Origin of the sequence: Streptomyces nigra (assembly GCF_003074055.1) — a bacterium.
Taxonomy (GTDB): Bacteria; Actinomycetota; Actinomycetes; order Streptomycetales; family Streptomycetaceae; genus Streptomyces; species Streptomyces nigra.
The window spans coordinates 1,221,434-1,246,040 of sequence record NZ_CP029043.1 but is presented as its reverse complement, the minus strand read 5'-3'; the positions used below and the strand labels follow the sequence as shown (position 1 = coordinate 1,246,040).

At 72.4% G+C, this 24,607-nt stretch carries 23 protein-coding genes and 7 tRNA genes; 17 read left to right on the top strand and 13 right to left on the bottom strand.

What is annotated here, in order from left to right:
- Window positions 1-29 precede the first annotated feature (29 nt).
- The 5 genes from DC008_RS05760 to DC008_RS05740 all read right to left on the bottom strand — a co-directional run bounded on the left by DC008_RS05760 (window position 30) and on the right by DC008_RS05740 (window position 498).
- Window positions 30-101 (bottom strand) — tRNA-Val (locus DC008_RS05760).
- 34 nt (window positions 102-135) lie between these two features.
- Window positions 136-207: transfer RNA gene (locus tag DC008_RS05755), tRNA-Val, on the bottom strand.
- 34 nt (window positions 208-241) lie between these two features.
- Window positions 242-313: transfer RNA gene (locus DC008_RS05750), tRNA-Val, on the bottom strand.
- Window position 314: 1 nt separating this feature from the next.
- Window positions 315-388, bottom strand: a tRNA-Cys gene (locus DC008_RS05745).
- Window positions 389-425: 37 nt separating this feature from the next.
- A tRNA-Gly gene (locus DC008_RS05740) sits at window positions 426-498 on the bottom strand.
- A 180-nt stretch (window positions 499-678) separates the two neighbouring features.
- Between DC008_RS05740 and DC008_RS05735 the strand changes: the two genes are divergently transcribed.
- From DC008_RS05735 to DC008_RS05725, 3 genes are all read left to right on the top strand, one after another.
- On the top strand, window positions 679-1,725 hold the full coding sequence (locus tag DC008_RS05735) for a chorismate-binding protein (protein WP_108706006.1): 1,047 nt from the start codon (window positions 679-681) through the stop codon (window positions 1,723-1,725).
- Complete coding sequence (locus DC008_RS05730) at window positions 1,722-2,543, top strand: aminotransferase class IV (protein WP_055623818.1); 822 nt, start codon at window positions 1,722-1,724, stop codon at window positions 2,541-2,543. The genes DC008_RS05735 and DC008_RS05730 overlap by 4 nt, the downstream gene beginning before the upstream one ends.
- 65 nt (window positions 2,544-2,608) lie before the next feature.
- Complete coding sequence (locus DC008_RS05725; protein ID WP_108706005.1) at window positions 2,609-3,433, top strand: GNAT family N-acetyltransferase; 825 nt, start codon at window positions 2,609-2,611, stop codon at window positions 3,431-3,433.
- Between the two features lie 6 nt (window positions 3,434-3,439).
- Here the strand turns inward: DC008_RS05725 and DC008_RS05720 are convergent, their stop codons facing one another.
- Window positions 3,440-3,961: a DsbA family protein gene (locus tag DC008_RS05720; protein ID WP_164492266.1), complete on the bottom strand. Its 522-nt coding sequence runs from the start codon at window positions 3,959-3,961 to the stop codon at window positions 3,440-3,442.
- Window positions 3,962-4,141: 180 nt separating this feature from the next.
- Here DC008_RS05720 and DC008_RS05715 point away from each other — a divergent pair, with 180 nt between their 5' ends.
- Both DC008_RS05715 and DC008_RS35380 read left to right on the top strand, forming a co-directional pair.
- Window positions 4,142-4,585, top strand: a complete 444-nt coding sequence (locus DC008_RS05715) for a hypothetical protein (RefSeq protein WP_055623815.1) — start codon at window positions 4,142-4,144, stop codon at window positions 4,583-4,585.
- Window positions 4,586-4,741: 156 nt separating this feature from the next.
- Window positions 4,742-4,894, top strand: a complete 153-nt coding sequence (locus DC008_RS35380; RefSeq protein WP_004002639.1) for a hypothetical protein — start codon at window positions 4,742-4,744, stop codon at window positions 4,892-4,894.
- 82 nt (window positions 4,895-4,976) lie between these two features.
- On the opposite strand, the gene DC008_RS05710 is transcribed toward DC008_RS35380, so the two are convergent.
- Both DC008_RS05710 and DC008_RS05705 read right to left on the bottom strand, forming a co-directional pair.
- The gene (locus tag DC008_RS05710; protein WP_108706003.1) at window positions 4,977-5,537 is read right to left on the bottom strand and encodes a CGNR zinc finger domain-containing protein; all 561 of its coding nucleotides are present in this window, start codon (window positions 5,535-5,537) and stop codon (window positions 4,977-4,979) included.
- Window positions 5,538-5,861: 324 nt separating this feature from the next.
- Entirely contained in the window at window positions 5,862-6,275 is a 414-nt protein-coding gene (locus tag DC008_RS05705) for an SsgA family sporulation/cell division regulator (protein WP_004002642.1), read from the bottom strand.
- 191 nt (window positions 6,276-6,466) lie between these two features.
- Between DC008_RS05705 and DC008_RS05700 the strand changes: the two genes are divergently transcribed.
- Entirely contained in the window at window positions 6,467-6,925 is a 459-nt protein-coding gene (locus DC008_RS05700) for a TIGR02611 family protein (RefSeq protein ID WP_108706002.1), read from the top strand.
- An 87-nt stretch (window positions 6,926-7,012) separates the two neighbouring features.
- Window positions 7,013-7,084 (top strand) — tRNA-Val (locus DC008_RS05695).
- Window positions 7,085-7,456: 372 nt separating this feature from the next.
- Here DC008_RS05695 and DC008_RS05690 read toward each other — a convergent pair.
- Window positions 7,457-9,841: an SCO7613 C-terminal domain-containing membrane protein gene (locus DC008_RS05690; protein ID WP_208645813.1), complete on the bottom strand. Its 2,385-nt coding sequence runs from the start codon at window positions 9,839-9,841 to the stop codon at window positions 7,457-7,459.
- Between the two features lie 104 nt (window positions 9,842-9,945).
- Here DC008_RS05690 and DC008_RS05685 point away from each other — a divergent pair, with 104 nt between their 5' ends.
- Both DC008_RS05685 and DC008_RS05680 read left to right on the top strand, forming a co-directional pair.
- The gene (locus DC008_RS05685; RefSeq protein ID WP_108706000.1) at window positions 9,946-10,404 is read left to right on the top strand and encodes an SRPBCC family protein; all 459 of its coding nucleotides are present in this window, start codon (window positions 9,946-9,948) and stop codon (window positions 10,402-10,404) included.
- A gap of 39 nt (window positions 10,405-10,443) precedes the next feature.
- Window positions 10,444-10,515, top strand: a tRNA-Val gene (locus DC008_RS05680).
- 76 nt (window positions 10,516-10,591) lie between these two features.
- Here the strand turns inward: DC008_RS05680 and DC008_RS05675 are convergent.
- Window positions 10,592-11,317, bottom strand: a complete 726-nt coding sequence (locus tag DC008_RS05675) for a 3'-5' exonuclease (RefSeq protein ID WP_108705999.1) — start codon at window positions 11,315-11,317, stop codon at window positions 10,592-10,594.
- 166 nt (window positions 11,318-11,483) lie between these two features.
- Here DC008_RS05675 and DC008_RS05670 point away from each other — a divergent pair, with 166 nt between their 5' ends.
- The 3 genes from DC008_RS05670 (at window position 11,484) to thrS (ending at window position 15,378) form a co-directional block, all read left to right on the top strand.
- Window positions 11,484-12,050: a DUF4365 domain-containing protein gene (locus DC008_RS05670; RefSeq protein ID WP_055623809.1), complete on the top strand. Its 567-nt coding sequence runs from the start codon at window positions 11,484-11,486 to the stop codon at window positions 12,048-12,050.
- Window positions 12,047-13,276, top strand: a complete 1,230-nt coding sequence (locus tag DC008_RS05665; RefSeq protein ID WP_108705998.1) for a hypothetical protein — start codon at window positions 12,047-12,049, stop codon at window positions 13,274-13,276. The genes DC008_RS05670 and DC008_RS05665 overlap by 4 nt, the downstream gene beginning before the upstream one ends.
- Window positions 13,277-13,401: 125 nt before the next feature.
- Window positions 13,402-15,378: a threonine--tRNA ligase gene (thrS, locus tag DC008_RS05660; RefSeq protein WP_108705997.1), complete on the top strand. Its 1,977-nt coding sequence runs from the start codon at window positions 13,402-13,404 to the stop codon at window positions 15,376-15,378.
- A gap of 29 nt (window positions 15,379-15,407) precedes the next feature.
- Here thrS and DC008_RS05655 read toward each other — a convergent pair whose 3' ends face one another.
- Window positions 15,408-16,067 carry a potassium channel family protein gene (locus DC008_RS05655; protein ID WP_108705996.1) on the bottom strand — a complete coding sequence of 220 codons (660 nt, stop codon included), beginning with the start codon at window positions 16,065-16,067 and terminating at the stop codon, window positions 15,408-15,410.
- A 78-nt stretch (window positions 16,068-16,145) separates the two neighbouring features.
- Between DC008_RS05655 and DC008_RS05650 the strand changes: the two genes are divergently transcribed.
- Window positions 16,146-16,694, top strand: coding sequence for an HIT family protein (locus DC008_RS05650; protein WP_108705995.1), 549 nt, complete (start codon window positions 16,146-16,148; stop codon window positions 16,692-16,694).
- A 45-nt stretch (window positions 16,695-16,739) separates the two neighbouring features.
- Here the strand turns inward: DC008_RS05650 and DC008_RS05645 are convergent, their stop codons facing one another.
- Complete coding sequence (locus DC008_RS05645; protein WP_108705994.1) at window positions 16,740-18,401, bottom strand: hypothetical protein; 1,662 nt, start codon at window positions 18,399-18,401, stop codon at window positions 16,740-16,742.
- 279 nt (window positions 18,402-18,680) lie between these two features.
- Window positions 18,681-20,879, bottom strand: coding sequence for an elongation factor G-like protein EF-G2 (locus DC008_RS05640; protein WP_108705993.1), 2,199 nt, complete (start codon window positions 20,877-20,879; stop codon window positions 18,681-18,683).
- A 304-nt stretch (window positions 20,880-21,183) separates the two neighbouring features.
- On the opposite strand from DC008_RS05640, the gene pgsA reads away from it, so the two are divergent.
- From pgsA to DC008_RS05620, 4 genes are all read left to right on the top strand, one after another.
- Window positions 21,184-21,870 (top strand): phosphatidylinositol phosphate synthase, encoded by a 687-nt coding sequence (gene pgsA, locus DC008_RS05635; protein WP_055623803.1) that lies wholly within the window; start codon window positions 21,184-21,186, stop codon window positions 21,868-21,870.
- Window positions 21,867-22,775: a phosphatidylinositol mannoside acyltransferase gene (locus DC008_RS05630; protein ID WP_108705992.1), complete on the top strand. Its 909-nt coding sequence runs from the start codon at window positions 21,867-21,869 to the stop codon at window positions 22,773-22,775. The genes pgsA and DC008_RS05630 overlap by 4 nt, the downstream gene beginning before the upstream one ends.
- Complete coding sequence (locus tag DC008_RS05625; RefSeq protein WP_108705991.1) at window positions 22,772-23,950, top strand: glycosyltransferase family 4 protein; 1,179 nt, start codon at window positions 22,772-22,774, stop codon at window positions 23,948-23,950. The genes DC008_RS05630 and DC008_RS05625 overlap by 4 nt, the downstream gene beginning before the upstream one ends.
- A 79-nt stretch (window positions 23,951-24,029) precedes the next feature.
- Window positions 24,030-24,572, top strand: a complete 543-nt coding sequence (locus DC008_RS05620) for a LemA family protein (protein WP_055623800.1) — start codon at window positions 24,030-24,032, stop codon at window positions 24,570-24,572.
- Window positions 24,573-24,607: the final 35 nt, after the last annotated feature.

The following is a 24,607-nucleotide window of genomic DNA, read 5'->3' as shown; positions in this document are numbered from 1 at the left end:
CCCGGTCGACGACCGGGGGCTTCGGTGTGTGGACGATACTGGGATTGAACCAGTGACCTCTTCCGTGTCAGGGAAGCGCTCTCCCGCTGAGCTAATCGTCCTCGGGACCACGACCCGGGGGCCGTGGGCACTGCGTGCGCGATACTGGGATTGAACCAGTGACCTCTTCCGTGTCAGGGAAGCGCTCTCCCGCTGAGCTAATCGCGCGGGTCAGACCTTCGATGATCGGTCGAAGATCCAGTGGACGATACTGGGATTGAACCAGTGACCTCTTCCGTGTCAGGGAAGCGCTCTCCCGCTGAGCTAATCGTCCTTGGAGGTGGAGACGGGATTTGAACCCGTGTAGACGGCTTTGCAGGCCGTTGCCTCGCCTCTCGGCCACTCCACCAGGAGTGAGGGGTCGGGAAGATCCCCTTGTTCCTTCGAGCGGACGACGAGGCTCGAACTCGCGACCTCAACCTTGGCAAGGTTGCGCTCTACCAACTGAGCTACGTCCGCTTGTCGTTTCCCGATCCGCTCCCGCGGCCCGGCGACGAGTTGAACTCTAGCGGATTCCCGGGCCAGTACAAAAACGCGTTTGCGCAGCGTGCTGCGCCTCACCTGCTCGGCGAGCCGGGGAGCCGCCCCGGAAGGACAGGTCCAGGTCACGCCGCGGACACCGGCCATAGACTCGACGGCGTGCACGACCTCCCGCCTCTCGCCCGTTTCGGCGACCGCGTCGCCACCGGTCTCCTCGACGTCACCAGCGATCCCGCGGCCCTCGACTCCAGCGGCTTCTGGGCCGTCTGCGCCGATTTCGAGGGCGCGCTGACCTGCGCCCGCTTCCAGGACGTACTACGGGAGGAGGTGCCCGCCCCGGTGCCGGGGGCGTGGGCCGGGCCGACGGCCGGTGACTGGACGTCGTCCCTCGACCGCGTCGCGTACACGGCCGGGGTGCGGCGCATCCGCGAGCACATCGCGGCCGGCGAGGTCTACCAGGCCAACCTCTGCCGGGTGCTCAGCGCGCCGGTCGCGGCGGACGCCGACGTCGACGCGCTCACCGCCCTGCTGGCCCGCGGCAACCCGGCGCCGTACGCCGGAACGATTCGGCTGCCGGGGCACGGCGTCGAGATCGCCACCGCCTCGCCCGAGCTCTTCCTGCGCCGCGACGGCCGTGTCGTCGAGTCCGGGCCGATCAAGGGCACCGGCCGCACCGAGGCGGACCTCCTGGAGAAGGACTACGCCGAGAACGTCATGATCGTCGACCTCGTGCGCAACGACATCGGCCGGGTCTGCGCCACCGGCACGGTGACCGTCCCCGACCTGTGCGCCGTGGAGAAGCACCCCGGGCTCGTGCACCTGGTGTCGACCGTCCGCGGTGAGCTGCGCCCCGGCGCCGGCTGGCCGGAGCTCCTCGACGCCGCGTTCCCGCCCGGCTCGGTCACCGGCGCGCCCAAGTCCAGCGCGCTGCGGATCATCGACGCGCTGGAGACGGCACCGCGCGGGCCGTACTGCGGCGGGGTCGGCTGGGTCGACGCAGACCGCGGCACCGGCGAGCTGGCCGTCGGGATACGGACCTTCTGGATCGACCGGGACGCGGGCGTACTGCGTTTCGGCACCGGCGCGGGGATCACCTGGGGGTCGGACCCCGAAGGTGAGTGGCGGGAGACCGAACTGAAGGCGTCCCGGCTGCTCGCGGTAGCGTCGGGCACGTACGAGGTGAGTGGAGAGGGACTGCAACCGTGAAGATCTGGCTCGACGGCGGGCTGAAGGACATCGAGACCGCCCGCGTCTCCGTCTTCGACCACGGTCTGACCGTGGGCGACGGCATCTTCGAGACCGTGAAGGCGGTGGACGGCCGGCTGTTCGCGCTGACCCGGCACCTCGACCGGCTGACGCGTTCGGCGCTCGGGCTCGGCCTGCCCGCCCCCGACCACGACGAGGTCCGCCGGGCCTGTGCCGCCGTCCTGGAGGCCAACCCGATGCCGCTCGGCCGGCTGCGCATCACCTACACCGGTGGCCAGGGCCCGCTCGGCTCCGACCGCGGCGAGCACGGCCCCACGCTCGTCGTCGCCCTCGGCGAGACCAGCCGGCGCCCCGACAGCACGGCCGTGGTCACGGTCCCCTGGACCCGTAACGAGCGGGGCGCGCTCACCGGCCTGAAGACCACCTCGTACGCCGAGAACGTCGTCGCGCTCGCCCGCGCCCATGAACACGGCGCCTCCGAGGCCCTGTTCGCCAACACCGTCGGACAGCTCTGCGAGGGCACCGGCTCCAACGTCTTCGTCGTCCTGGACGGCGAGATCCACACCCCGCCGGTGGCGTCGGGCTGCCTCGCCGGCATCACCCGCGCCCTCACCGTCGAGTGGACCGGTGCCAAGGAGACCGACCTGCCGCTGGACGTCCTGGAGCGGGCCGACGAGGTCTTCCTCACCTCCACCCTGCGCGACGTGCAGGCCGTGCACCGCGTCGACGACCGCGAACTGCCGGGCGCGCCCGGCCCGGTGACCGCCAAGGCCATGCGGATCTTCGAGGAGCGCTCCGGCGACGACCTCGACCCGTAGGGACGACCCGACCGGTAGGGAAATTCGTCTGCCGCAGGGGCTGTCCGCCGGGTAGAACACACCTGATGACCACGACCCTGCGGCCGACCGAGCCGCTTCAGCGCCATCCCGACGGGACCCGTTCGCGCCGCTACCAGGTGTGTGTGAACGGCCGCCCCGTCGGCGTCCTCCTGCTGGGCACGCACCCCGTCTTCGGCGAGGGCGTGGCCCGGGTGACGGAGCTGCGCATCGAGGAGGCCGACCGGCGGCGGGGCCGGGCCACCGTCGCCGCGCTCGCCGCGGAGGAGGTGGCGCGCGGCTGGGGCTGCACCCGGATCGAGGTGACGGTTCCCGGCGACGCGGTCCCGGCGCTGCGCCTGGTCACCGCGCTCGGCTACCTCGTGCGCAACCGGGGCATGGCCAAGGCCCTCGGCGACAGCCCGCCCGCGCTGCCGCCAGGCAGCCGGGCGCGGCCCATGACCGAATCCGAGTACGCGGAGTGGATCGTCAAGAGCGACGAGGACTACGTGCGCTCCTGGGTCGAGCGCGGCGTCCCCGAGGACGAGGCCCGGGCGAAGTCGCGCCGGGACCACGAGGCACTCCTGCCCCACGGGTTGCGGACGCCGGGGACGACCCTCGACGTCCTGGAGCACGAGGGCACACCGGTGGGCACCGTCTGGGTCGGCACCCACCAGGGCCGTGCCTATGTGTACGACGTCGAGACCGTCCCGGAGCACCGGGGCCGGGGTCACGGCCGCTCGCTGATGCTGCTGGCCGAGGGCCGGGCGATCGCCGCCGGGCACCGGATGATCGGCCTCAACGTCTTCGCGGGCAACTCCGCCGCCGAGCGGCTCTACGACTCGCTCGGCTACGAGACGACGGCGTACGCCCTCTACAAGAACCTGCTCTGACGGCGGTCAGGCCCCCTGCTCCGCCAGCAGCCGGTCCACGATCTCCTCGACGCGCTCGCGCAGCCCCTCCTGGCTCCTGCCGCCGTCGAGGCGCTCACCGTCGATCACATAGGTGGGGGTGCCGGTCACGCCGATCGCCTTGCCCTCGGCCTGGTCGGCGTCGACGATCAGGATGTGCCGGCCGTCGATCAGCGCGGTGTCGAACTCCTCCGCGTCCAGGCCGAGTTCCCGGGCCGCCTCGATCAGGAAGGGCTCGCCCTGGCGGTCCAGCTCCTCGACCCGGCCGAGCACGGCCTCGATGTACGGCCACCCCTGCCCCTGCTCCAGGGCCTCCTCGGCGGCCTGCGCGGCGGCGAACGCGTGCTTGTGCTTCTCCAGGGGGAAGTGCCGCAGCCGCAGCTCCAGCCGGTCGCCGTAGCGGGCGCGCAGGGCACGCAGATCGTCGAGGGCGCTACGGCAGTCGGGACACTGCAGCTCGCACCAGAAGTCGAGGACGACAGCGGTGCGGTCGGGGGAGGAGTCGTTCATGGTCCCAGTCTCCCAGTCCCGGCCGGGCCCACCCAATCCGGCCCGCGACCGGGACCTCGGGAGGAGACGACCCCGGAGATGTCCCTGATGTCGGCCCGAGCCGTGGCCGGGCGGGGTGGCGGCGGTGCAGGATGGAAGGAAGAAGTGCCCTGTCGGACGCAGCCCGCCTGGAGGCCCGGAATGATCGCCGAGACCGTCTGTTCCGCCGTCGCCGCGGCCGGCCTGGGCATCGCGGCGGTCACGGCGTACCGCAAGCGTTTCCTCGCGGCCACGCGTATCGCGGCGTACGCGCTGGTGCCCCTGGGGCTGGTGATGACCGGGGTCGTCGAGTGGCTGGCCGACACCGCCTTCAGCCCGACGGCCTGGGTGGGCTTCGGTGTGCTGGGGCTGTCCTGGGTGCTGTTCGCGACCAGCCGCGCGGTGGAGCGCCGCCGCGGCGGCACGCGCAAGGAGCGCAAGGAGGCCCGGGCGGCCGAGCGCCGCGAGGCAGTGGCGCCTGCGGCGTCCGCGCCCTCGCTGGGGGAGGGGTCCAAGCCGTCGAAGCGGCCCGCGAGCGCCCCGCGCGCCGAGCCCGCCGACGACTTCAGCGACATCGAGGCCATTCTGAAGAAGCACGGCATCTGACCGGGGCGTTTCCGGAGCGAAGCGACACAGTGGGTCGCCGTCCGGCCCCGAATGATCACGACTCGGACCGGACATCACGGAATACAGCGAACACCCGCTCATTCCGGGCGTGTTGATCGCGGAGCGGGGTCCGTCTGCGCCATCATCGCCCGCGAGATGCTGGACACGACACAGAGCGAGGCCGCGCCACCTCAGGACGAGCCTCGTGGGTGCCTCTTCGCCCTTTCCCAGCCACCGCTGATGATCTTCCTTGCGGTGATCGGGTGTCTGCTGCTCATGGCTGCGCTGCACGATCTGCTGCTGCTCTGAGCCGTACCCGCGGTCCCCGGCGCCACCCGCCGGGGCCCGCGTCCAGGCCCCCGTCCGCGTGTCCGCCCGGCGTCTCAGCCTCTCAGCCGGTGGCCTCCTTGCGGCGCGCCCGGTAGGCGGCCACATGCAGACGGTTGCCGCAGGTCCGGCTGTCGCAGTACCGGCGCGAACGGTTGCGCGACAGGTCCACGAAGGCGTGCCGGCAGTCCGGTGCCTCGCAGCGCCGCAGCCGCTCCTGCTCCCCGGCCACCACGAAGAAGGCCAGCGCCATGCCGCAGTCGGCCGCGAGATGGTCCGCCACGGACGCGCCCGGGGCGAAGTAGTGCACATGCCAGCCGTGGCCGTCGTGGTCGGTGAGGCGCGGAGTGGTGCCCGCCGCCGCCACGAGTTCGTTGATCAGCCCGGCCGCGGCCCTCGGGTCCGACGCCGCGAAGATCGACGCGAACCGGCCGCGCACCTTGCGCACCGCCGACAGATCGAACTCGGACAGCACCCCGACATCGCTGATGTCGTGCTTTCGTACGAAGTCGGCAAGGGCCGTGATGTCCGACAGCCCGTCCTCGCCGCCGTCCTCGTCCGGCGCGGTGTTCACCAGATCCACCACGACATCGAGTGCGCACCGGGCGTCATGGGTGATCAGCACGTTCTGCTCCCTGGCCTGGAGGTGGGCGTGGGCGCCCGCCGATGCTGGCCGATGGTAGTGGCTCACGCCGCCGGCACACCGCCGTCGTCCGCACATGGCTTCGAATAGAACGCCCGGGGCCCGCCCACGGTTCCCATGGGCGGGCGGAACGGCCGTCCGGTGCCCTGGCGACGCACCAGAGCCCTCAGGGGCCCCCACAGGCCCCGACACACCGGCGCCGCCCTCGCGGTGCGAGGACGGCGCCGGTGGCCTGCCTATGCGGTTGTCCTGGCCCGAGCCGTCACCCCGAGTCGACGGCGCCGGGCGGCTTGCGGGGATCTCGCCCTAGCTTTCCGCCAGGATGTGCGAGAGCTCCTGGTCGAGGTCGAAGTGACGGTGTTCCGTACCGGGGGGCACGGCGGCGTCCGTCCGCTTCAGGAAGGACTCCAGGGCTCGCGCGGGGGCCTCGAGCAGTGCCTCGCCCTCGGGCGAGCTCAGGGCGATGCAGACGACCCCCTGACCATGACTGCGCGACGGCCAGACACGGACGTCGCCGGTACCGGTGGGCCGGTGGAGGCCCTCGGCGAGGAGGTCGCGGGCGAACACCCACTCGACGGTCTCCTCGGCTCCGGTGTGGAAGGTGGCGTGCACGGCGTAGGGGTCGGCCGTGTCGTACCGCAGGCCTGCGGGGACAGGCAGGGAGGACTCGCTCGACACAACGAGGCGCAGGTGCAGCTCGCAGCTGACCGTGGTGTTCATAAGCGCCAGGGCCTTTCGCTCAGTGTGCGCTCGGGGATTCGCACGTCGGCGAAATCGACATGCCACCTACGGTGCCGTTGTAAACCCCTCTGAGTGTTTTGCGTGGGATTACGTAACTCTTCCGGCCGAGAACCCGTTCGCGCGGTACGACCATTTCGGTGACCGGATTCGGTCCGGTAGGGTTTGGCCGTATGAATACGGGGAGTGACGAGTCCGGGGGCGCCGCCGTGGCGTCCGAAAGGACGCACGTGAGCAAGGCGCGGGACGACGCTGAGCGGGCCCTGGGATCCCGGGCGCCCGAGTTCGTCAAGGCGCGGCGCCTGCTGCACCTGAGCTGGCAGGTGGGCGTCTTCATCATCGGCCTGGCGGTCGTGGGCGCGGGGATCGTCATGCTGCCGCTGCCCGGCCCAGGCTGGGTAGTGATCTTCGGCGGCATGGCGATCTGGGCGACCGAGTTCGTCTGGGCCCAGCTGGTGCTGCGCTGGACCAAGCGCAAGGTCACGGAGGCGGCCCAGAGGGCGCTCGACCCGAGGGTCCGCCGGCGGAACATCGTCCTGACCTCGGTCGGTCTGGTGATCATCGCCGTACTGGTGGGGATCTACCTGTGGAAGTTCGGCGTCGTCATGCCCTGGAAGATCAAGGACCAGTGAGCCCGCGGGGGGCGCGGGCGTCCTCCCGGCTCCGCTCGGGGCGGTCACCCGCACCCCCTGACATGGGGTAATGTTCTGTCTGCGCCGGGGCGATTAGCTCAGTGGGAGAGCGCTTCGTTCACACCGAAGAGGTCACTGGTTCGAACCCAGTATCGCCCACCCGGATCCGACGGCCCGCCTGTGAGACCACAGGCGGGCCGTCGGCGTTTCCGCGTCCCGGCCTTGATCCCGTCGGAGGCCCCGGACACCGGACGGTGACGATCCGTTACACGGAGTGGAGTCCCGGGCGCCGCACCGAAATGATCAGCGCGCGTCCAAGGGAACTATCCGAAGATCAAGGTCAAGACGGACTTTCGGCCGTACCCGGACTTCCGGAAGAAGTTCAACACACGGGCGCCCGGGGGGAATCCGCCCGGACGTCTTCCGGAATTCCCGCGGGAATACGGCCTGGGAATGCGCTGCGCGATCATGTGCGGGTCGCACGAGGGGGACCGCGTGCCCGTGCGGTCCCCCTGCTACCTCCTCCTGCCGTCAGCGCATGGTGCCCAGGAAGTCCCGCACCCGCCGGGCGTCCCGCAGACGCTGTTCGTACGTCGCCCCGACGGCCAGGAGCAGAAGGCCGGCGAGGGCGGGCGGCACCCAGCGGGGGAGCGCGTCGGTCACCTGGACGATGTATGGGGCGAGTTCGTGCAGGGCGTCCAGGGCGAGCACCGTGCCGCCGAGCAGGAGCGGCGCCTGCAGATGGTGCCGGGCGCCGAGCAGGGTGACCGCCAGCGCGGCCAGGCCCAGCAGCAGGGGGCGCGCCCAGTGCGGGTCGCCCCACGCGGCCAGCAGACTCGGCACGAGCGTCGCGGCGAGCCCGGGGCCGTACGCCGTCCAGGAGGAGGCGGCCGTGTCGCGGCGCCTGCTCAGGAAGCCGACGACCAGGGCCGGGACGGTGACCGGCAGGGTGTACGCCTCCGGGGTACCGACGTCCCACGCCGCGAGGCGCACCCACGTGGCCGGCACGAAGAGCGCGGTGCCCGCGAAGGCGAGGAGACGGCGGCCGGGGCGCAGCGCGGTCGCCGAGACGATCACCCCGCACAGCGCGAGGACCAGGGCCAGCATCGGCAGATCACCGGACGCGGCCGCCAGAGCGAAGGCGAGCAGTGCGGACACGGCGCCCGTGACCTCGACCGGGACGGTCGCGCGGGCGCCGTCCCCGAGCCGGGCCGCCAGCAGCGCCGCCACCACCGGGACCACCAGGACCAGGACGGCGGTGTCCTGCGCCCGCCAGCCGGCCGCGGCACCGGAGGCGCAGGCGAGCGCGGTCGCGTACCCGAGGGCGGCCGGGGCCGTGACCGGCGCGAGGCGCGGTGTCCAGGAGGCCGCCGCGAAGAGCGCGGTGAGGGCGGCCGTCACGGCGAGCGTCGCGCTCTCGTCCGCCAGGGAGAGCAGGACGAGGGGCAGCGTGGTCAGCAGGGCGAGGATCGTGGCGGTCAGGTGGAGGGGTTCGGGCCGCTCGGGCGTCGGGATCCAGACGGCCGCCGCGAGCGCCCCGGCGGTGGTGCAGCCGAGGGCCACCAGACCCACGGCGTACGGGACGTCGAGCACCGCCGGGAGCACCAGCGCCGTCGCCCAGCCGAGGACCAGCACCCCGGTCAGGGCCCGGGCCCGTCCGACCGCGTCGCGCGTCAGGAACAGGACACCGGCGACGGCCGCCAGGACGAGGGGCGCCGTCCCGGTGTGCGGGGGCCATGGCGCGTCGGCGGTGACCGCCGTCCGCACGGTTCCGGGCGCCCCCGACCACACCCGCTCGATCCAGGAGACCGGACCCGTCAGCGCGAGCGCCACCGGCGGCAGCGTCCACAGCAGGGCCAGCCCCTGTACGACGGCGGAGGCGTGGACCAGGCCCTGACGCACCGCCTGCGGCAGCCGGGCCGGCCGGGCCACGGCCAGCAGGGCCATGCCGCAGGCCAGATACGTCGGGACCGTCCACTCGGCGGGCAGCGCGGGCCGGACCGTACCGCCGGCCGCGGCGACCGTGAGGAGGCCGGCCGCCAGGGCCAGGCCGCCTGCCTGGCGTCCGGCCGCCGGCTGCCACGCGGCCGTCAGCACGACGCCTGCGGCGAGGAGGAGGAGCGCCGCCGCACGGGCGGCGGCGCTCGGGCCGGTGGCCGTCCACGACAGCCAGCCGGCCGCCCACACCCCCGAGACGCCCAGGCCGTAGGCGCCGACGACGGCGGTCAGCCGGACGGGCCGGGCGGACATCCGCAGCGCCACGGCCGTGTCGCACGCAGCCGTCACCAGCACGGCGAGGGTGACCATACGCACTCCCGCGTCGGCGGCCACCGCCCCCAGCACGAGCGGCAGTTGGGCGGCCACCAGGGCGGCCGGCAGGGGCAGGCGCAGGGCCGAGGCGCGCGGCAGCAGGCCGTACGCCGTCCACAGAGCGGCCAGCGTCGCCGAGGCGACTGCCGAGTACCCGGTGCCGTCCGTGCCGGGCAGCGCCGCCGCGTGCAGCGCGTACGCGTCGAGCACCGTCAGCGCGAGCCCGAGGCCCGCAACCGACTCGGCCGTCGAGCGCAGCCCCCGCTTCAGCAGCGGCACCGGCGCCGCGAGCACCGCCACCGTGACGGCGCCCAGCACCAGCGCCCGCCCCGCGATCCCCAGGTCACCCCAGCTGACCAGGGTGAACGCGATCGCCGCGATGGTGAGCAGCACACCGCCGAGCAGCAGCAGGACGTTCTGCACCCGGGGCGCCGAGGCCTCGGGGCGCGGCGGGGCGACGGGCGCGGGGGCCTGGGGCGCGGCCGCGTGGAGGGCCGTGACCAGCCAGGCGCGACGGTGCAGCAACTGGGCCCGGCGGGCGTCCAGTCGGCGCAGCTCCAGATCCAGGAGCCGCAACTCCTCGGCCGGTGGCGGAATGTGCGTCATAGACGGAGTGTGGTCCGCGTCACGACCGCCCGGCATGAGTGCGGGTACTCAGAGGACGTACTCAGTCGGCGTGCGGACCGGCCGGAGCAGGGCACACTTCGTGCATGGACTGGAGTCACTACCGCTTCCGCAGCCTCTGGGTCCTCCCGGCGACCCCGGCCGTCGTCCTGGAGGTGCTGGAGCGGGTCGAGGACTATCCGCGCTGGTGGCCGCAGGTCCGCTCGGTGCGCAGGACCGACGGCACCACCGGGGTGATCACCGTCCGGTCCTTCCTCCCCTACGACCTCACCTTCACGGCCCGCGAGGTGCGGCGCGACCGGGCGGCCGGGGTCCTGGAGATCGCCGTCTCCGGTGACCTCGACGGCTGGGCGCGCTGGACGGTCACCCCGCACGGCGACGGGTGCCGGGCCCGCTACGACCAGGTCGTCGACGTCAACAAGCCGTTGCTGCGCAGGCTCGCGGTACCGGGCCGGCCCGTCTTCCGGGCCAACCACCGGCTGATGATGCGCGCGGGACACCGCGGCCTGCTGGCGCTCCTCGCCGAGGGGCGGCAAGCGGTTTGAAGGAACCGCGCGGGGACCTGTATTGTTCAGTGCGTTCCCGGGCGATTAGCTCAGTGGGAGAGCGCTTCGTTCACACCGAAGAGGTCACTGGTTCGAACCCAGTATCGCCCACCGGGAGAAAGCCGGTCCGCCTGACGCGGGTCGGCTTTTCCGCTGTTCAGGTCGCGGCCTTCGAGACCGCAGCCGTTCAGGCCGCCGCCGGGAGATCCGGGCGCAGCGGCCACGCCGGGTCCACCGACTCCTCCGTGCCGCTGCGCGCGAACCACGCCTGCAGGCCACGGGCCTGCGCCGCGTGCCACACCGCCTGGAGCGTGTGCAGCTCCGCCGGGGACAGCCGCTCCAGCCGGGCAGCGAAGCGCCGGCCCACCGCGCGCACGACCTCCAGCGACGCCAGCGCGTCGGCCGCCGCGTCGTGCGCGTCCTCCAGCTCGACCTCGTAGTGCGCGCAGAGGTCGGTCAGGGTGCGGCGCCCCTTGCGGTAGCGGTCCAGATGCTTGTCGAGGACGCGTGGGTCGAGCACCGTCAGCGACCGCGTCTCGAACCAGCGGGACAGCGACGAGGCGCGGTGCCGCCTCAACTCGCGGTCCAGCAGCGTCAGATCGAACGGCGCGTTCATCACCACGAGCGGGCGGCCCGCCGTCGCCTGCACCGCCAGCTCCTCGGCTATCTCCTGCATCACCGGCGCCGGCCAGCGGCCGTGGCGCTGGAGGTGATCCTCCGTCAGTCCGTGCACCGCCGTCGCCGCCTCCGGCACCGGCACGCCCGGGTTCACCAGCCAGCGCGTCACCCGGGGCCGGGTCCCCGGGGCGTCCTGGACGACGACGGCCGCCGAAACGATCCGGTCGGTCTCGACGTCCACGCCTGTCGTCTCCGTGTCGAATGCCGCCAGCGGGCCTTCGTACCAGCACGCCATACCGCTCAACTCCTCGTCCGTCCGTGGCAGCTGACGTACCGTCTTCTGCCCGTTTGGTGATACCCGGGCTGTTTGCGGCGTACGCCGGAAGGAGACAACAGGAGTACGGGTCTTTGCAGTTCAGCGGCCCGTCACGGGGATTCACTTGCTGGGAAGGCTGTTCGTCATGGCGATCGCGCAGCCCGAGCGGGACGGGCTGCTGCCCGGACGGACGGGCCCTTCTCGCGGTTCACTCGCCACCACCGCGTGCATGGAGACGCTCCAGGTGGGCTATCTGCACGCGGTGGCCGCGGCGGCGGGATGCTCGCTGTCCCAGCCGTTCCCGGACAACGGCATCGACTGGCACGTCAGCCACAGCGCGCCCGGCCACACCGTCGACGACGAGGTCACCATCAAGGTGCAGCTGAAGGCGACGTACCAGGTGGCGCCGGACCCGCCCGGCCGCTTCTTCTCCTTCACACTCGACAACGCCCATCTGGCGAAGCTCGCCCGCACCCCGGTCTCGGTGCACAAGATCCTCGTCGTGATGATCGTGCCCCGGTCCCAGGAGCAGTGGCTGCGCGCCGGACACGACCGGCTCGACCTCAGGCACTGCTGCTACTGGGTCAACCTCGCCGGTCACGCGATCACCGGACGGCGCCGCACCACCGTGCGGATCCCGACCTCCCGCATCTTCGACGACCGGGCGCTCTGCGAGATCATGACGCGGGTCGGGACCGGAGGCAGACCATGACCCACCGCCCGCTGCACGAGAGCGCCCGGCCGGTCCGGCCGCACCCCGTCGACGCCGCCTGGGACCGGCCGCCCGAGCCCGGCGACGTCGACCCCGCGGTCCTCGCCGCCCTGCTGCACCGGCACGGCTGGCAGCGGCGCGGGGGAGCGGCGGGCCGCTACGGCCGCTGGACCCCGCCCGGACCGGGAGGCGGCGGCACCAGCCTGCTGGTCCCGGAGTCCCGCGCCTTCCCCGACAGCGACGACCTGCTCACCGAGGCGCTGACCGCGCTGTCCCGCAGCGGCACGGCCGCCGCCCGCGAGGTGCTGGTCTGCCTCGCCGTGCCCAGCGACGAGATCCGCTGGTGGCGGGACGCACCGCGCGGCCCGGCCGGGGCCGCGCCCTGGGCCGCCGAGGAGGAGCTGCGCACCGCTGCCCGCCGCACCCTGCTCGCCGCCGCGCTGGCCACCCGCGCGCGGGCCGGCTACCACGGCGCCCGGCACCGCCGCGCCGCCGTCGGCCTGCTGGAGGACGTCCTCGTCGGCTCCGCGCCCGACGGCCGCGGCCTCACCGCCTTCGTGCCCGTCGCCACCGGGCGCCCGCTCGCCGTCCGTCTCCACCAGGCGCTGTACGCGGCCCGCGAGGCCGTCGACTACCAGCGGGCCACCGGCGGCATGGACGCCTTCGACGGCGCCGTCGAAGCGGGCGTCAGCCGGGAGCTGATCGAGGGCCTGATCGCCCTGGTGCGCGGCACGGAGGGCGCGCGGGTCGCCGTGGAGTGGGCGCCGGCCGCCGGTGTCCCCGAGGACTGCCAGGCCGACGGCGAGCCCGTCGAGTTCTCACCCGGCGACCTGCCCGTCCTGCGCGCGGCCGGCGCCCGCTATCTGCGCGAGGAACCGTCGGTGCCGGTGCGGATCACCGGTGCCGTCGTACGGATGCGCCGGACCGGCACCCGCGGGGAGGGCACCGTGCGGCTGCGTGTCATCGCCGGCGCCGAGGTCTCGCACGTCCGGCTGACCCTGGACGAGGAGGCGTACCGCATCGCCGGGCACGCGCACCTCGTCGGACTGCCGGTGCGGGTGCGCGGCCGGCTGGAGAGCCGGGGCGGTTTCCGCAGGCTGGCCGGTGCCCGGGACGTGGTCCCGGTGCAGGTCGACGACGCGGAGCGGGACCGGCTGATGAAGGCGCTCCAGGAGGACCTGGACTTCTTCGAAGAGGTGTGCGCGGGCGAGGACACCGGCGACTGACGCCGGGCGGAGCCGGAGGGGCCGCGGTAACCGTTTCGCGATCGGTGGTCGCGGGTCGGTACGATCGCAGTCATGCGCGCGCTCCTGGTATGGCGCCGCACCCACCCTTCAGTCAGGAGAGACCGGTGTCAGACGTCCGTGTGATCATCCAACGCGATTCCGAGCGGGAAGAGCGCGTGGTGACGACGGGCACTACGGCCGCCGACCTCTTCGCCGGCGAGCGCTCCATCATCGCCGCGCGCGTGGGCGGCGAGCTCAAGGACCTGTCGTACGTGCTCTCCGACGGCGAGGAGGTCGAGGGCGTCGAGATCTCCTCCGAGGACGGTCTGAACATCCTGCGGCACTCCACCGCGCATGTGATGGCGCAGGCGGTGCAGGAGCTCTTCCCCGAGGCCAAGCTGGGCATCGGCCCGCCGGTCAAGGACGGCTTCTACTACGACTTCGACGTCGAGAAGCCGTTCACGCCCGAGGATCTCAAGGCCATCGAGAAGAAGATGCAGGAGATCCAGAAGCGCGGCCAGAAGTTCGCCCGCCGCGTCGTCACCGACGAGGCAGCCCGCGAGGAGCTGGCGGACGAGCCGTACAAGCTGGAGCTGATCGGCCTGAAGGGCTCCGCGTCGCACGACGACGGCGCGGACGTCGAGGTCGGCGCCGGCGAGCTGACGATCTACGACAACCTCGACGCCAAGACCGGCGACCTGTGCTGGAAGGACCTCTGCCGCGGTCCCCACCTGCCGTCGACCCGAGCGATCCCCGCGTTCAAGCTCATGCGCAACGCGGCGGCCTACTGGCGCGGCAGCGAGAAGAACCCGATGCTCCAGCGCATCTACGGCACCGCCTGGCCGTCGAAGGACGAGCTGAAGCAGTACCTGGAGTTCCTCGCCGAGGCCGAGAAGCGCGACCACCGCAAGCTGGGCAGCGAACTCGACCTGTTCTCGATCCCCGAGCAGATCGGCTCCGGCCTCGCCGTCTTCCACCCCAAGGGCGGCATCATCCGCCGGGTCATGGAGGACTACTCGCGCCGCCGGCACGAGGAGGAGGGCTACGAGTTCGTCTACACCCCGCACGCGACGAAGGGGAAGCTCTTCGAGCAGTCCGGGCACCTGGACTGGTACGCCGACGGCATGTACCCGCCCATGCAGCTCGACGAGGGCGTGGACTACTACCTCAAGCCCATGAACTGCCCGATGCACAACCTGATCTTCGACGCGCGCGGCCGTTCCTACCGTGAACTGCCGTTGCGCCTCTTCGAGTTCGGGACCGTGTACCGGTACGAGAAGTCCGGCGTCGTGCACGGCCTCACCCGCGCCCGCGGCTTCACCCAGGACGACGCGCACATCTACTGCACCCGCGAGCAGATGTCGGACGAGCTCGACAAGACGCTCACCTTCGTCCTCGGGCTGCTGCGCGACTACGGCCTGACCGACTTCTACCTCGAGCTGTCCACCAAGGACCCGGAGAAGTTCGTCGGCTCCGACGAGGTCTGGGAGGAGGCGACCGAGACGCTGCGCCAGGTCGCCGAGAAGCAGGGCCTGCCCCTGGTGCCCGACCCGGGCGGCGCCGCCTTCTACGGCCCGAAGATCTCCGTGCAGACCAAGGACGCCATCGGCCGCACCTGGCAGATGTCGACCATCCAGCTCGACTTCAACCTGCCGGAGCGCTTCGACCTGGAGTACACCTCCGCCGACGGCTCCAAGCAGCGTCCGGTCATGATCCACCGTGCGCTGTTCGGCTCGATCGAGCGGTTCTTCGCCGTGCTCCTCGAGCACTACGCGGGCGCCTTCCCGGCGTGGCTCGCGCCCGTCCAGGCGCTCGGCATCCCGATCGGTGACGCGCACGTCGAGTACCTGGAGAAGTTCGCCTCCGCCGCGAAGAAGCAGGGACTGCGCGTCGAGGTCGACTCGTCCTCGGACCGGATGCAGAAGAAGATCCGCAACGCCCAGAAGCAGAAGGTGCCCTTCATGGTCATCGCGGGGGACGAGGACATGGCGAACAACGCCGTCTCCTTCCGCTACCGCGACGGCTCCCAGGAGAACGGCATCCCGTTCGACGAGGCCATCGCGAAGATCGCGAAGATCGTCGAGGAGCGGGCGCAGGTCTGATCCACCGGCTGTGGGAGGCCCCCGGGAGCTCAGCTCTCCGGGGGCCTCCTGTCGCTCTCGCGGGAGAAGACCTGGAGCAGCCAGGAGGAGAACGACCCGGTCACCGCGCCCAGCAGGGCCAGCCCGCCCGCCATCATGCCCGTCGCGATGGTCCGGCCGCCCGTGGTCACCGGTGTGATGTCGCCGTACCCGACCGTGCTGAGGGTCGACGCCGCCCACCACACCGCGTCGCCGAAGGTCCGCATGGTGGCGCCGGGCGCTCCGCGTTCCTGCTGGAAGACGGCCAGGGCGCCGGCGAAGCCGAGGAGCAGCGTGGACAGGCTCGCGTAGGCGATCACCCGGGCGTGCAGGGACAGCCGTGGCTCTCCCTGCCGGTGCTCGATCGCGTCGTAGAGCGGCACGATCCGCAGCGGCCGCAGCAGCGGCAGCAGGACCACGACGGTGTGCAGGAAGTGCGTCCGGGCGAAGCGCAGGAACGTCTGCCCGCTGAGCCGCTGGCGCACCACGAAGTCGGCGGCGAACAGCAGCCACAGCGCGGCCATCGTGTACGTGCACACGTCCCTCCAGAACGGCAGCGAGCTCACCGCGAGGACGCGGACGGCGTAGGCGGCCAGGAAGAGCAGTGACGCCAGGAACAGGGGGATCTCGGTGCGCTGCTCCCAGCGGGCGGAGGGGCTGTCGTCGTCCACGGGTCCAGCTTGGCCGGTGGCTGCCGCCCGGGCGCCCCGGCGACACGCCGGGAACGGTCGAAGCCATATGCTGCACGCATGACGAGTGAGCCGGAGCAGCAGTGGGGAGTGGGCATCCAGGACGCGTTCCAGCGCTTGTGGACGCCCCATCGGATGGCGTACATCCAGGGTGAGAACAAGCCGACCGGTCCCGGCGCGGACGACGGCTGCCCCTTCTGCTCGATCCCGGCCAAATCGGACGAGGACGGGCTGGTGGTCCGGCGCGGCGAGCAGGTCTACGCGGTCCTCAACCTGTACCCGTACAACGGCGGGCACCTGATGGTCGTGCCCTACCGTCATGTCGCCGACTACACCGACCTCACGGAGCCGGAGACCGCCGAGCTGGGGGCGCTGACCAAGCAGGCCATGACGGCCCTGCGGACCGCCTCGGGCGCCCACGGCTTCAACATCGGCATGAACCAGGGCACGGTCGCCGGTGCCGGGATCGCCGCCCACCTCCACCAGCACATCGTGCCGCGCTGGGGCGGGGACACGAACTTCATGCCGGTCGTCGGGCACACCCGGGTGCTGCCCCAGCTGCTGGCGGACACCCGGAAGATGCTGGCGGAGGCCTGGCCGACGGCCTGACCCGGCGCCTGTGGACCTGCCGGGGCCGGCACTCGGCCCCGGCCCCTACGCGTCGTAGACGTCCGCCTTGCGGGGCGACGGGTCCTGGACGGCCGTGCTCAGGAAGGCCGAGCGCGCACCGAACTTCTCGGTGTCCACGCCGTTCTCCGCGAGCACCCTGATCGCCGAGGCGTGCACGGCCCGCAGCACCGGGGTGGCGGCGCGCAGCGCGTCGTCGGCCATGAAGCGGTGCCGCCACGGCTGGTCGGCCCAGGCGTGCCGCAGCCCGAACGGCTCGGGCAGGGCGATCGTCCCGCCCAGCCAGTTCAGCGCCGGCGGATACCAGGTGATCGGGGCCCGCACCGCGAGGCGCACCACCTCGTCGGTGCTGACCAGCGGGAGCTTGATCGTGCGGTTCTCCCACGGCTTCAGCGACTTGGCGACCTCCCTGGTCGGCGCCTCGGGCTTCTCCTGGAAGAGCCCGTTGACCGGCCCGAGGGCGTGACCCGTCACCTCGATGCGCAGCGTCTCGTGCAGCACCGTCACGGTGATCAGCATCGTGATGATCAGCTGGCCGTCCCACAGCGTCCACTGGACGCCCAGGTAGTGCCGGTCGCCGCTGCCGAACTGCTGCTTGTTGCAGATGTCCTGTATCGCGTGCGGCTTGACCTGGTACGCCTCGACGTCCGTGCCCTCCGGCCGGGACACCGCCGAGGCGCCCTCGGCGATCGGCGTGACGACCCAGTGGCGTATCGAGGGCTTCGGGAAACCGCCGGTGTTCAGCGGGCCGCGCTCCAGCATGCTCAGCTGGTCGTGGATCGAGCGGATCACGTCCCAGCTGCGGAAGGGGTGGATCTCGCGGGACGGGTCGGCCGGCACCAGCTCCTCGGCGAGCTGCCAGCTGCCCCAGCGCGTGCCCATGCCGAGTATGCCCTTGGGCCCGGCGTAGAAGACGGAGTTGGACTGCTGCTCGGCACTGAGCTTGGCCAGCGCCTGCCGCAGATGCTCGGCCTGCGTCTCGTTGGGACTCGTCGGCACCGCCTCCGGCACCTTCGCGCCGACGCTGCTGCCCGCGAGCAGGCTGTCCCAGCGCTCCCGCAGATCCCGCGCGGTGCGCTCGCAGACCTGCTTCGCCCAGAACCAGCCGAGGACCGGCATCACCACCGAGGCACGCGCGTACCAGGCCCAGATGCCGGTGAACGGCATCTTGAGCAGGAAGAGCACGGCCAGCGCCCCCATCGCGACGAGGAGCACGGACCCGAGCGCCCCGCCCCGCTTGGCGTCCCGCTTGACGATGGTGGTGCGCAGCGTGAAGACCATCAGCCACACCAGGAGTCCCGGCAGGAACAGCAGACCGCAGACCACCATGATCCCGCTGAGCGTCCGGTCCCTGGCCTTGCGGATGTTGTTGGCGGCCAGGCAGTGCTCGACCACGACCTGCGGCTCGGTGCCGAAGGACTGGATCAGCGGCTTGCGGCCGTCGCCGAGCATGCGGTCGACCACGGCCCGCGAGAACGCCTCACCGAGGTTCGGCCGGAAGATCCGCGCCCAGGCACGGCCGGCCTTGACGTCCGTCTTGTGCCACTCGTTGTCGGCCTTCTTGATGTCCTCGTAGGGATTGTCCCGATAGGCCGCCGAGGCCAGCGCGAACGTCGCCGTCTGCCCCTCGCCCGCCGTGCGCGGCACCTGCGGACCGAAGATGTCCGCGTAACCGCCGTCAACGGTCATTCCCGCCCCGATCGCCGCAGTGTCGCTCCTGCGGCCTTCCCGACTTCCGTACTGCGCACACCTGTTGATCGCCTGTCGATCGCCTGCCGATCGATGATCAGCGTATCCCCAGCCACCGACATCCGTCGGCGGACGGCCGAAGCCGCCCACCGACGGGCGGGGAGCGCTCAGGTCGGCGTCCGGAAGGCTCCGGCGCGTCGCCGTGGCGGCACGCGCGCCCAGGGAGCTACCGGGCGGCGCCCGGCGCGCCCTACGAGGCCACCCGCATGAGGGCGCGCCCTACGAGGCCACCCGCGTCTCCTCCCGGATCTTCTCCGCGATCTGCTGCGGCATCGGCTCGTGCCGCGCGTACCGCCGGCTGAAGCGGGCCGTGCCGTGCGACAGCGACCGCAGGTCCACCGCGTACCGGCCGATCTCGATCTCCGGCACCTCGGCCTTGATCAGGGTGCGGCCGCCGCTGGTCTGCTCGGTGCCGAGGACGCGGCCCCGCCGTCCGGACAGATCGCTCATCACGGCCCCGACGTAGTCGTCGCCGACCAGGACGGAGACCTCCGCCACCGGTTCGAGCAGATGGATCTTCGTGTCGTTCGCGGCCTCGCGCAGCGCCAGCGCACCGGCCGTCTGGAACGCGGCGTCCGAGGAGTCCACCGAGTGCGCCTTGCCGTCGAGCAGGGTGACCCGGACGTCGACGAGCGGATGCCCGGCCGCGACGCCCTTGGCCGCCTGCGCCCGCACGCCCTTCTCCACGGACGGGATGAACTGGCGCGGCACCGCGCCGCCGACGACCTTGTCCACGAACTCGATGCCCGAACCGCCGGGCAGCGGCTCCACCTCGATCTCGCAGATCGCGTACTGCCCGTGCCCGCCGGACTGCTTCACATGCCGGCCGCGGCCCGCCGCCCTGCCCGCGAACGTCTCCCGCAGGGACACCTTGTACGGCACCACGTCGACCTGCACGCCGTAGCGGCTGCGCAGCCGCTCCAGCGCGACGTCGGCGTGCGCCTCGCCCAGCGCCCACAGCACCACCTGGTGGGTCGCCTGGTTCTGCTCCAGGCGCATGGTCGGGTCCTCCGCGACCAGCCGGGCCAGACCCTGCGACAGCTTGTCCTCGTCGGCCTTGCTGTGCGCCTGGATGGCGAGCGGGAGCAGCGGGTCCGGCATCTGCCAGGGCTCCATCAGCAGCGGGTCGTCCTTGGACGACAGGGTGTCCCCGGTCTCCGCGCGGCTCAGCTTCGCCACGCACGCGAGGTCGCCCGCGATGCAGTGGCTGAGGACGCGCTGCTGCTTGCCGAAGGGCGCCGACAGCGCGCCGACCCGCTCGTCGACGTCGTGGTCCTCGTGGCCGCGGTCCTCCAGTCCGTGCCCGGACACATGCACCGTCTCGTCGGGGCGCAGCTTGCCGGAGAAGACGCGGACCAGCGAGATCCGGCCGACGTACGGGTCGGACGCGGTTTTCACGACCTCCGCGACCAGCGGACCGTCCGGATCGCACGGCTTCAGCTCGCGCGGGCGGCCGTCGACCGTGGTCACGGCCGGCGCCGGGCGCTCCAGCGGGGTCGGGAAGCCGCGGGTGATCAGCTCCAGCACCTCGACCGTGCCGAGGCCCTGCCGGGCGCCGTCCGCGGCGGGGGCGGCCGCCAGCACGGGGAAGAACGTGCCGCGCGTGACGGCCCGCTCCAGGTCCTCGATGAGCGTCTTGACGTCGACCTGCTCGCCGCCGAGATAGCGGTCCATCAGGGTCTCGTCCTCGCTCTCCGCGATGATCCCCTCGATCAGCCGGTTGCGCGCCTCGTCGATCACAGGCACCTCGTCGGTGCCGGGTTCGGACTCCTTGCGCTCCCCGGTCGAGTAGTCGAAGAGCTTCTGCGACAGCAGGCCGATCAGACCGGTCACGGGCGCGTGCCCGTCCGGGCCCGGCTCGCCGTGCAGCGGCAGGTACAGCGGGAGCACCGCGTCGGGGTCGTCGCCGCCGAACGCCTCCGCGCAGATCCGCGTCATCTCCTCGTAGTCGGCCCGCGCTGCCTCCAGATGCGTCACGACGATCGCGCGGGGCATGCCGACGGCCGCGCACTCGTCCCACACCATGCGGGTCGAGCCGTCGACGCCGTCCGAGGCCGAGACGACGAAGAGGGCCGCGTCCGCCGCGCGCAGACCGGCCCTGAGCTCCCCGACGAAGTCGGCGTATCCGGGGGTGTCCAGCAGGTTGATCTTGATGCCGTCCCATTCGACGGGCACCAGGGAGAGCTGCACCGAGCGGTGCTGCCGGTGCTCGATCTCGTCGTAGTCGGAGACGGTGCCGCCGTCCTCGACGCGGCCCGCCCGGTTCACCGCCCCCGCCGTCAGCGCGAGGGCCTCGACCAGAGTCGTCTTGCCCGAGCCGCTGTGGCCGACCAGCACCACGTTCCGTACGGACGTGGGGTGGTCGGCCGCTGTAGCCCTGCCGGCGGCTCCGGGGTGTGCGTTCGCCTTGTCGCCCATGATCCTGCCTCCCGTGCACGGTGAGGTCACTGTGGGCGCGGACGTACGGTCCCTCTCCCGGGCCCGGGCCCGGAAGGCGCCCCCAGCGATGGCGGCTGCGACGACGCCCGCGGTCCTTCGAGCTTTCCACTCACCGCACGGCGCGTCCATACGACGGACGCGACCGCGCGCCGGGCCCCGCACGGACCGGCCGCCGGGCCCCTGGACGAGTGCCCGGCGGCAGCCCGCACGCGCGCGTGGCTACGATGGGCCAGCCGGTGGCCAGCAGGGGCCGCCCGGCGCCACACCGACCCTCGGGAAGGCCATGCTGAACAAGTACGCGCGTGCTTTCTTCACGCGTGTTCTCACGCCGTTCGCCTCATTTCTGATCAGAAGGGGCGTCAGCCCCGACACCGTCACCCTGATCGGGACCGCCGGCGTGGTCGCGGGCGCGCTGGTCTTCTACCCCATGGGCGAGTTCTTCTGGGGCACGGTCGTGATCACGCTGTTCGTGTTCTCCGACCTCGTCGACGGCAACATGGCGCGCCAGCTGGGCCGCTCCAGCCGCTGGGGGGCCTTCCTCGACTCCACGCTCGACCGGGTCGCCGACGGCGCCATCTTCGGCGGCTTCGCCCTCTGGTACGCCGGGGGCGGCGACGACCTCGTGCTGTGCGCGGTGTCGATCTTCTGCCTGGCCAGCGGCCAGGTCGTGTCGTACACCAAGGCGCGGGGCGAGTCGATCGGCCTGCCGGTCGCGGTCAACGGCCTGGTCGAGCGCGCCGAGCGCCTGGTGATCTCGCTGGTCGCCGCCGGTTTCGCGGGCCTGCACAAGTTCGGCGTGCCCGGCATCCAGTACCTGCTGCCGGTCGCGCTGTGGATCGTCGCCGTGGGCAGTCTCGTCACGCTGATCCAGCGGGTCGTCACCGTCCGCCGGGAGTCCGCCGAGGTCGAGGCCGCCGAGGCGCGCGACAATCCGGAGAGCGCCTCCCACGGGAGCGAGGCCGCCACGTGAGCGCCCAGGACCGGCTGACCGACGCCCTGTACGGGCTCGGCTGGGGCACCGTGAAGAAGCTCCCCGAGCCGGCCGCCGTGCGCCTCGGCCGCACCATCGCCGACCTGGCGTGGAAGAAGCGGGGCAAGGGCGTCCAGCGGCTGGAGGGCAACTACGCGCGCGTGGTGCCCGACGCGAGCCCGCAGCGCCTGGCCGAGCTCTCGCGCGCGGGCATGCGCTCGTATCTGCGCTACTGGATGGAGTCCTTCCGGCTGCCCGCCTGGAGCGAGGAGCGGGTGCGCGAGGGCTTCACCCCCAAGGACGTCCACCACCTCACCGACGGGCTGGCCGCCGGCAAGGGCGTGATTCTGGCCCTGCCCCACCTGGCCAACTGGGACCTGGCCGGGGCCTGGGTCACCACCGAACTGAAGACACCGTTCACGACGGTCGCCGAGCGCCTCAAGCCCGAGACGCTCTACGACCGCTTCGTCGCCTACCGCGAGGGCCTCGGCATGGAGGTCCTTCCGCACAGCGGCGGCAGCGCCTTCGGCACGCTGGCGCGCCGGCTGCGCGACGGCGGCCTGGTCTGCCTGGTCGCCGACCGCGACCTGTCCGCCTCCGGCGTCGAGGTCGACTTCTTCGGCGCGACCGCCCGGATGCCCGCGGGCCCGGCCCTGCTCGCCCAGCAGACCGGCGCGCTCCTGCTGCCCGTGACGCTCTGGTACGACGACTCTCCCGTCATGAAGGGCCGTGTCCACCCACCGGTCGAGGTACCCGAGTCAGGCAGCCGGGCCGAGAAGACGTCTGTCATGACACAGGCGCTGGCCGACGCCTTCGCCACGGGTATCGCGGAACATCCGGAGGACTGGCACATGCTCCAGCGCTTGTGGCTCGCCGACCTGGATCCCACGAAGGGGACCTCGTGAGAATCGGCATCGTCTGCCCGTACTCCTGGGACGTCCCGGGAGGCGTCCAGTTCCACATCCGGGACCTCGCCGAGTACTTCGTCCGGCAGGGCCACGAGGTGTCGGTGCTGGCCCCGGCCGACGACGACACCCCGCTCCCGCCGTACGTCGTCTCGGCGGGCCGGGCCGTCCCCGTGCCGTACAACGGCTCGGTCGCCCGGCTGAACTTCGGCTTCCTGTCGGCCGCGCGCGTGCGCCGCTGGCTGCACGACGGACGGTTCGACGTCATCCACATCCACGAGCCGACGTCGCCGTCCCTCGGCCTGCTGGCCTGCTGGGCGGCCTCGGGGCCGATCGTCGCCACCTTCCACACGTCCAACCCGCGCTCGCGCGCGATGATCGCCGCCTACGCGATCCTCCAGGCCGCCCTGGAGAAGATCAGCGCCCGGATCGCGGTGAGCGAGTACGCCCGCCGGACGCTGGTGGAGCACCTGGGCGGCGACGCGGTCGTCATCCCCAACGGCGTCGACGTCGACTTCTTCGCCCGGGCCGAGCCGAACCCCGACTGGCAGGGCGACACCATCGGCTTCATCGGCCGTATCGACGAGCCCCGCAAGGGCCTGCCGGTGCTGATGCGGGCCCTGCCGAAGATCCTCGCCGCCCGCCCGCAGACCCGGCTGCTGGTGGCCGGCCGGGGCGACGAGGAGGAGGCCGTCGAGGCCCTGCCCGCCGAGCTGCGCTCCCGCGTCGAGTTCCTCGGCATGGTCAGCGACGAGGACAAGGCGAGGCTGCTGCGCAGCGTCGACCTGTACGTGGCGCCCAACACCGGCGGGGAGAGCTTCGGCATCATCCTGGTCGAGGCGCTGTCGGCGGGCGCCCCCGTCCTCGCCTCCGACCTGGACGCCTTCGCGCAGGTCCTGGACCAGGGCGCGGCCGGCGAGCTGTTCGCCAACGAGGACGCGGACGCCCTCGCGGAGGCCGCCGTACGCCTGCTGGAGGACCCCGCCCGGCGGGCCGCGCTGCGGAAGCGGGGGAGCGCCCATGTGCGCCGCTTCGACTGGTCGACCGTCGGCGCGGACATCATGTCGGTCTACGAGACGGTGACGGCGGGCGCTGCGGCCGTCGCCGCCGACGAGACCCCCGGTTCGGGCACCGTGAGCGGGCTGCGCGCCCGGCTGGGGCTGGCACGGGACTGACGGGTCTCCCAAGCCGGGAGTGGGCGGCTGGGGCGCCCCGCGCGCGGGGCGGGCGGACCGGCGCCGCTAGTCTGCGCCCGTGACTGCGACACTCATCTGGATCCTCGTCGTCCTCGTGGCGATCGGCCTCTACCTCAGCTGGACCGCCGGCCGGCTGGACCGGCTGCACGCCCGGATCGACGCGGCGCGCGCCGCGCTCGACGCCCAACTGCTGCGCCGCGCCTCCGTCGCCCAGGAGCTGGCCACCTCCGGGGTCCTGGACCCGGCCGCCTCGATCGTGCTGTACGAGGCCGCGCACGCGGCCCGGCAGGCCGAGGAGGAGCAGCGGGAGGTCGCCGAGAGCGAGCTGAGTCAGGCCCTGCGCGCCGTGTTCGCCGAGACCCAGCAGGTCGAGGCAGTCCGCGAGGCGCCCGGCGGCGAGGCGGCCGCCCGTGAGCTGACCGAGGCGGTCCGCCGGGTGCCGATGGCCCGCCGGTTCCACAACGACGCCGTCCGCGCGGCCCGCGCGCTGCGCCGGCACCGCAAGGTCCGCTGGTTCCGGCTGGCCGGCCACGCCCCCTTCCCGCTGGCCTTCGAGATGGACGACGAACCGCCCGCCGCGCTGGTCGAACGCGCCTCCTGACCGTTCGATACGCCCCCCCGGGGACGCCCCTGCAA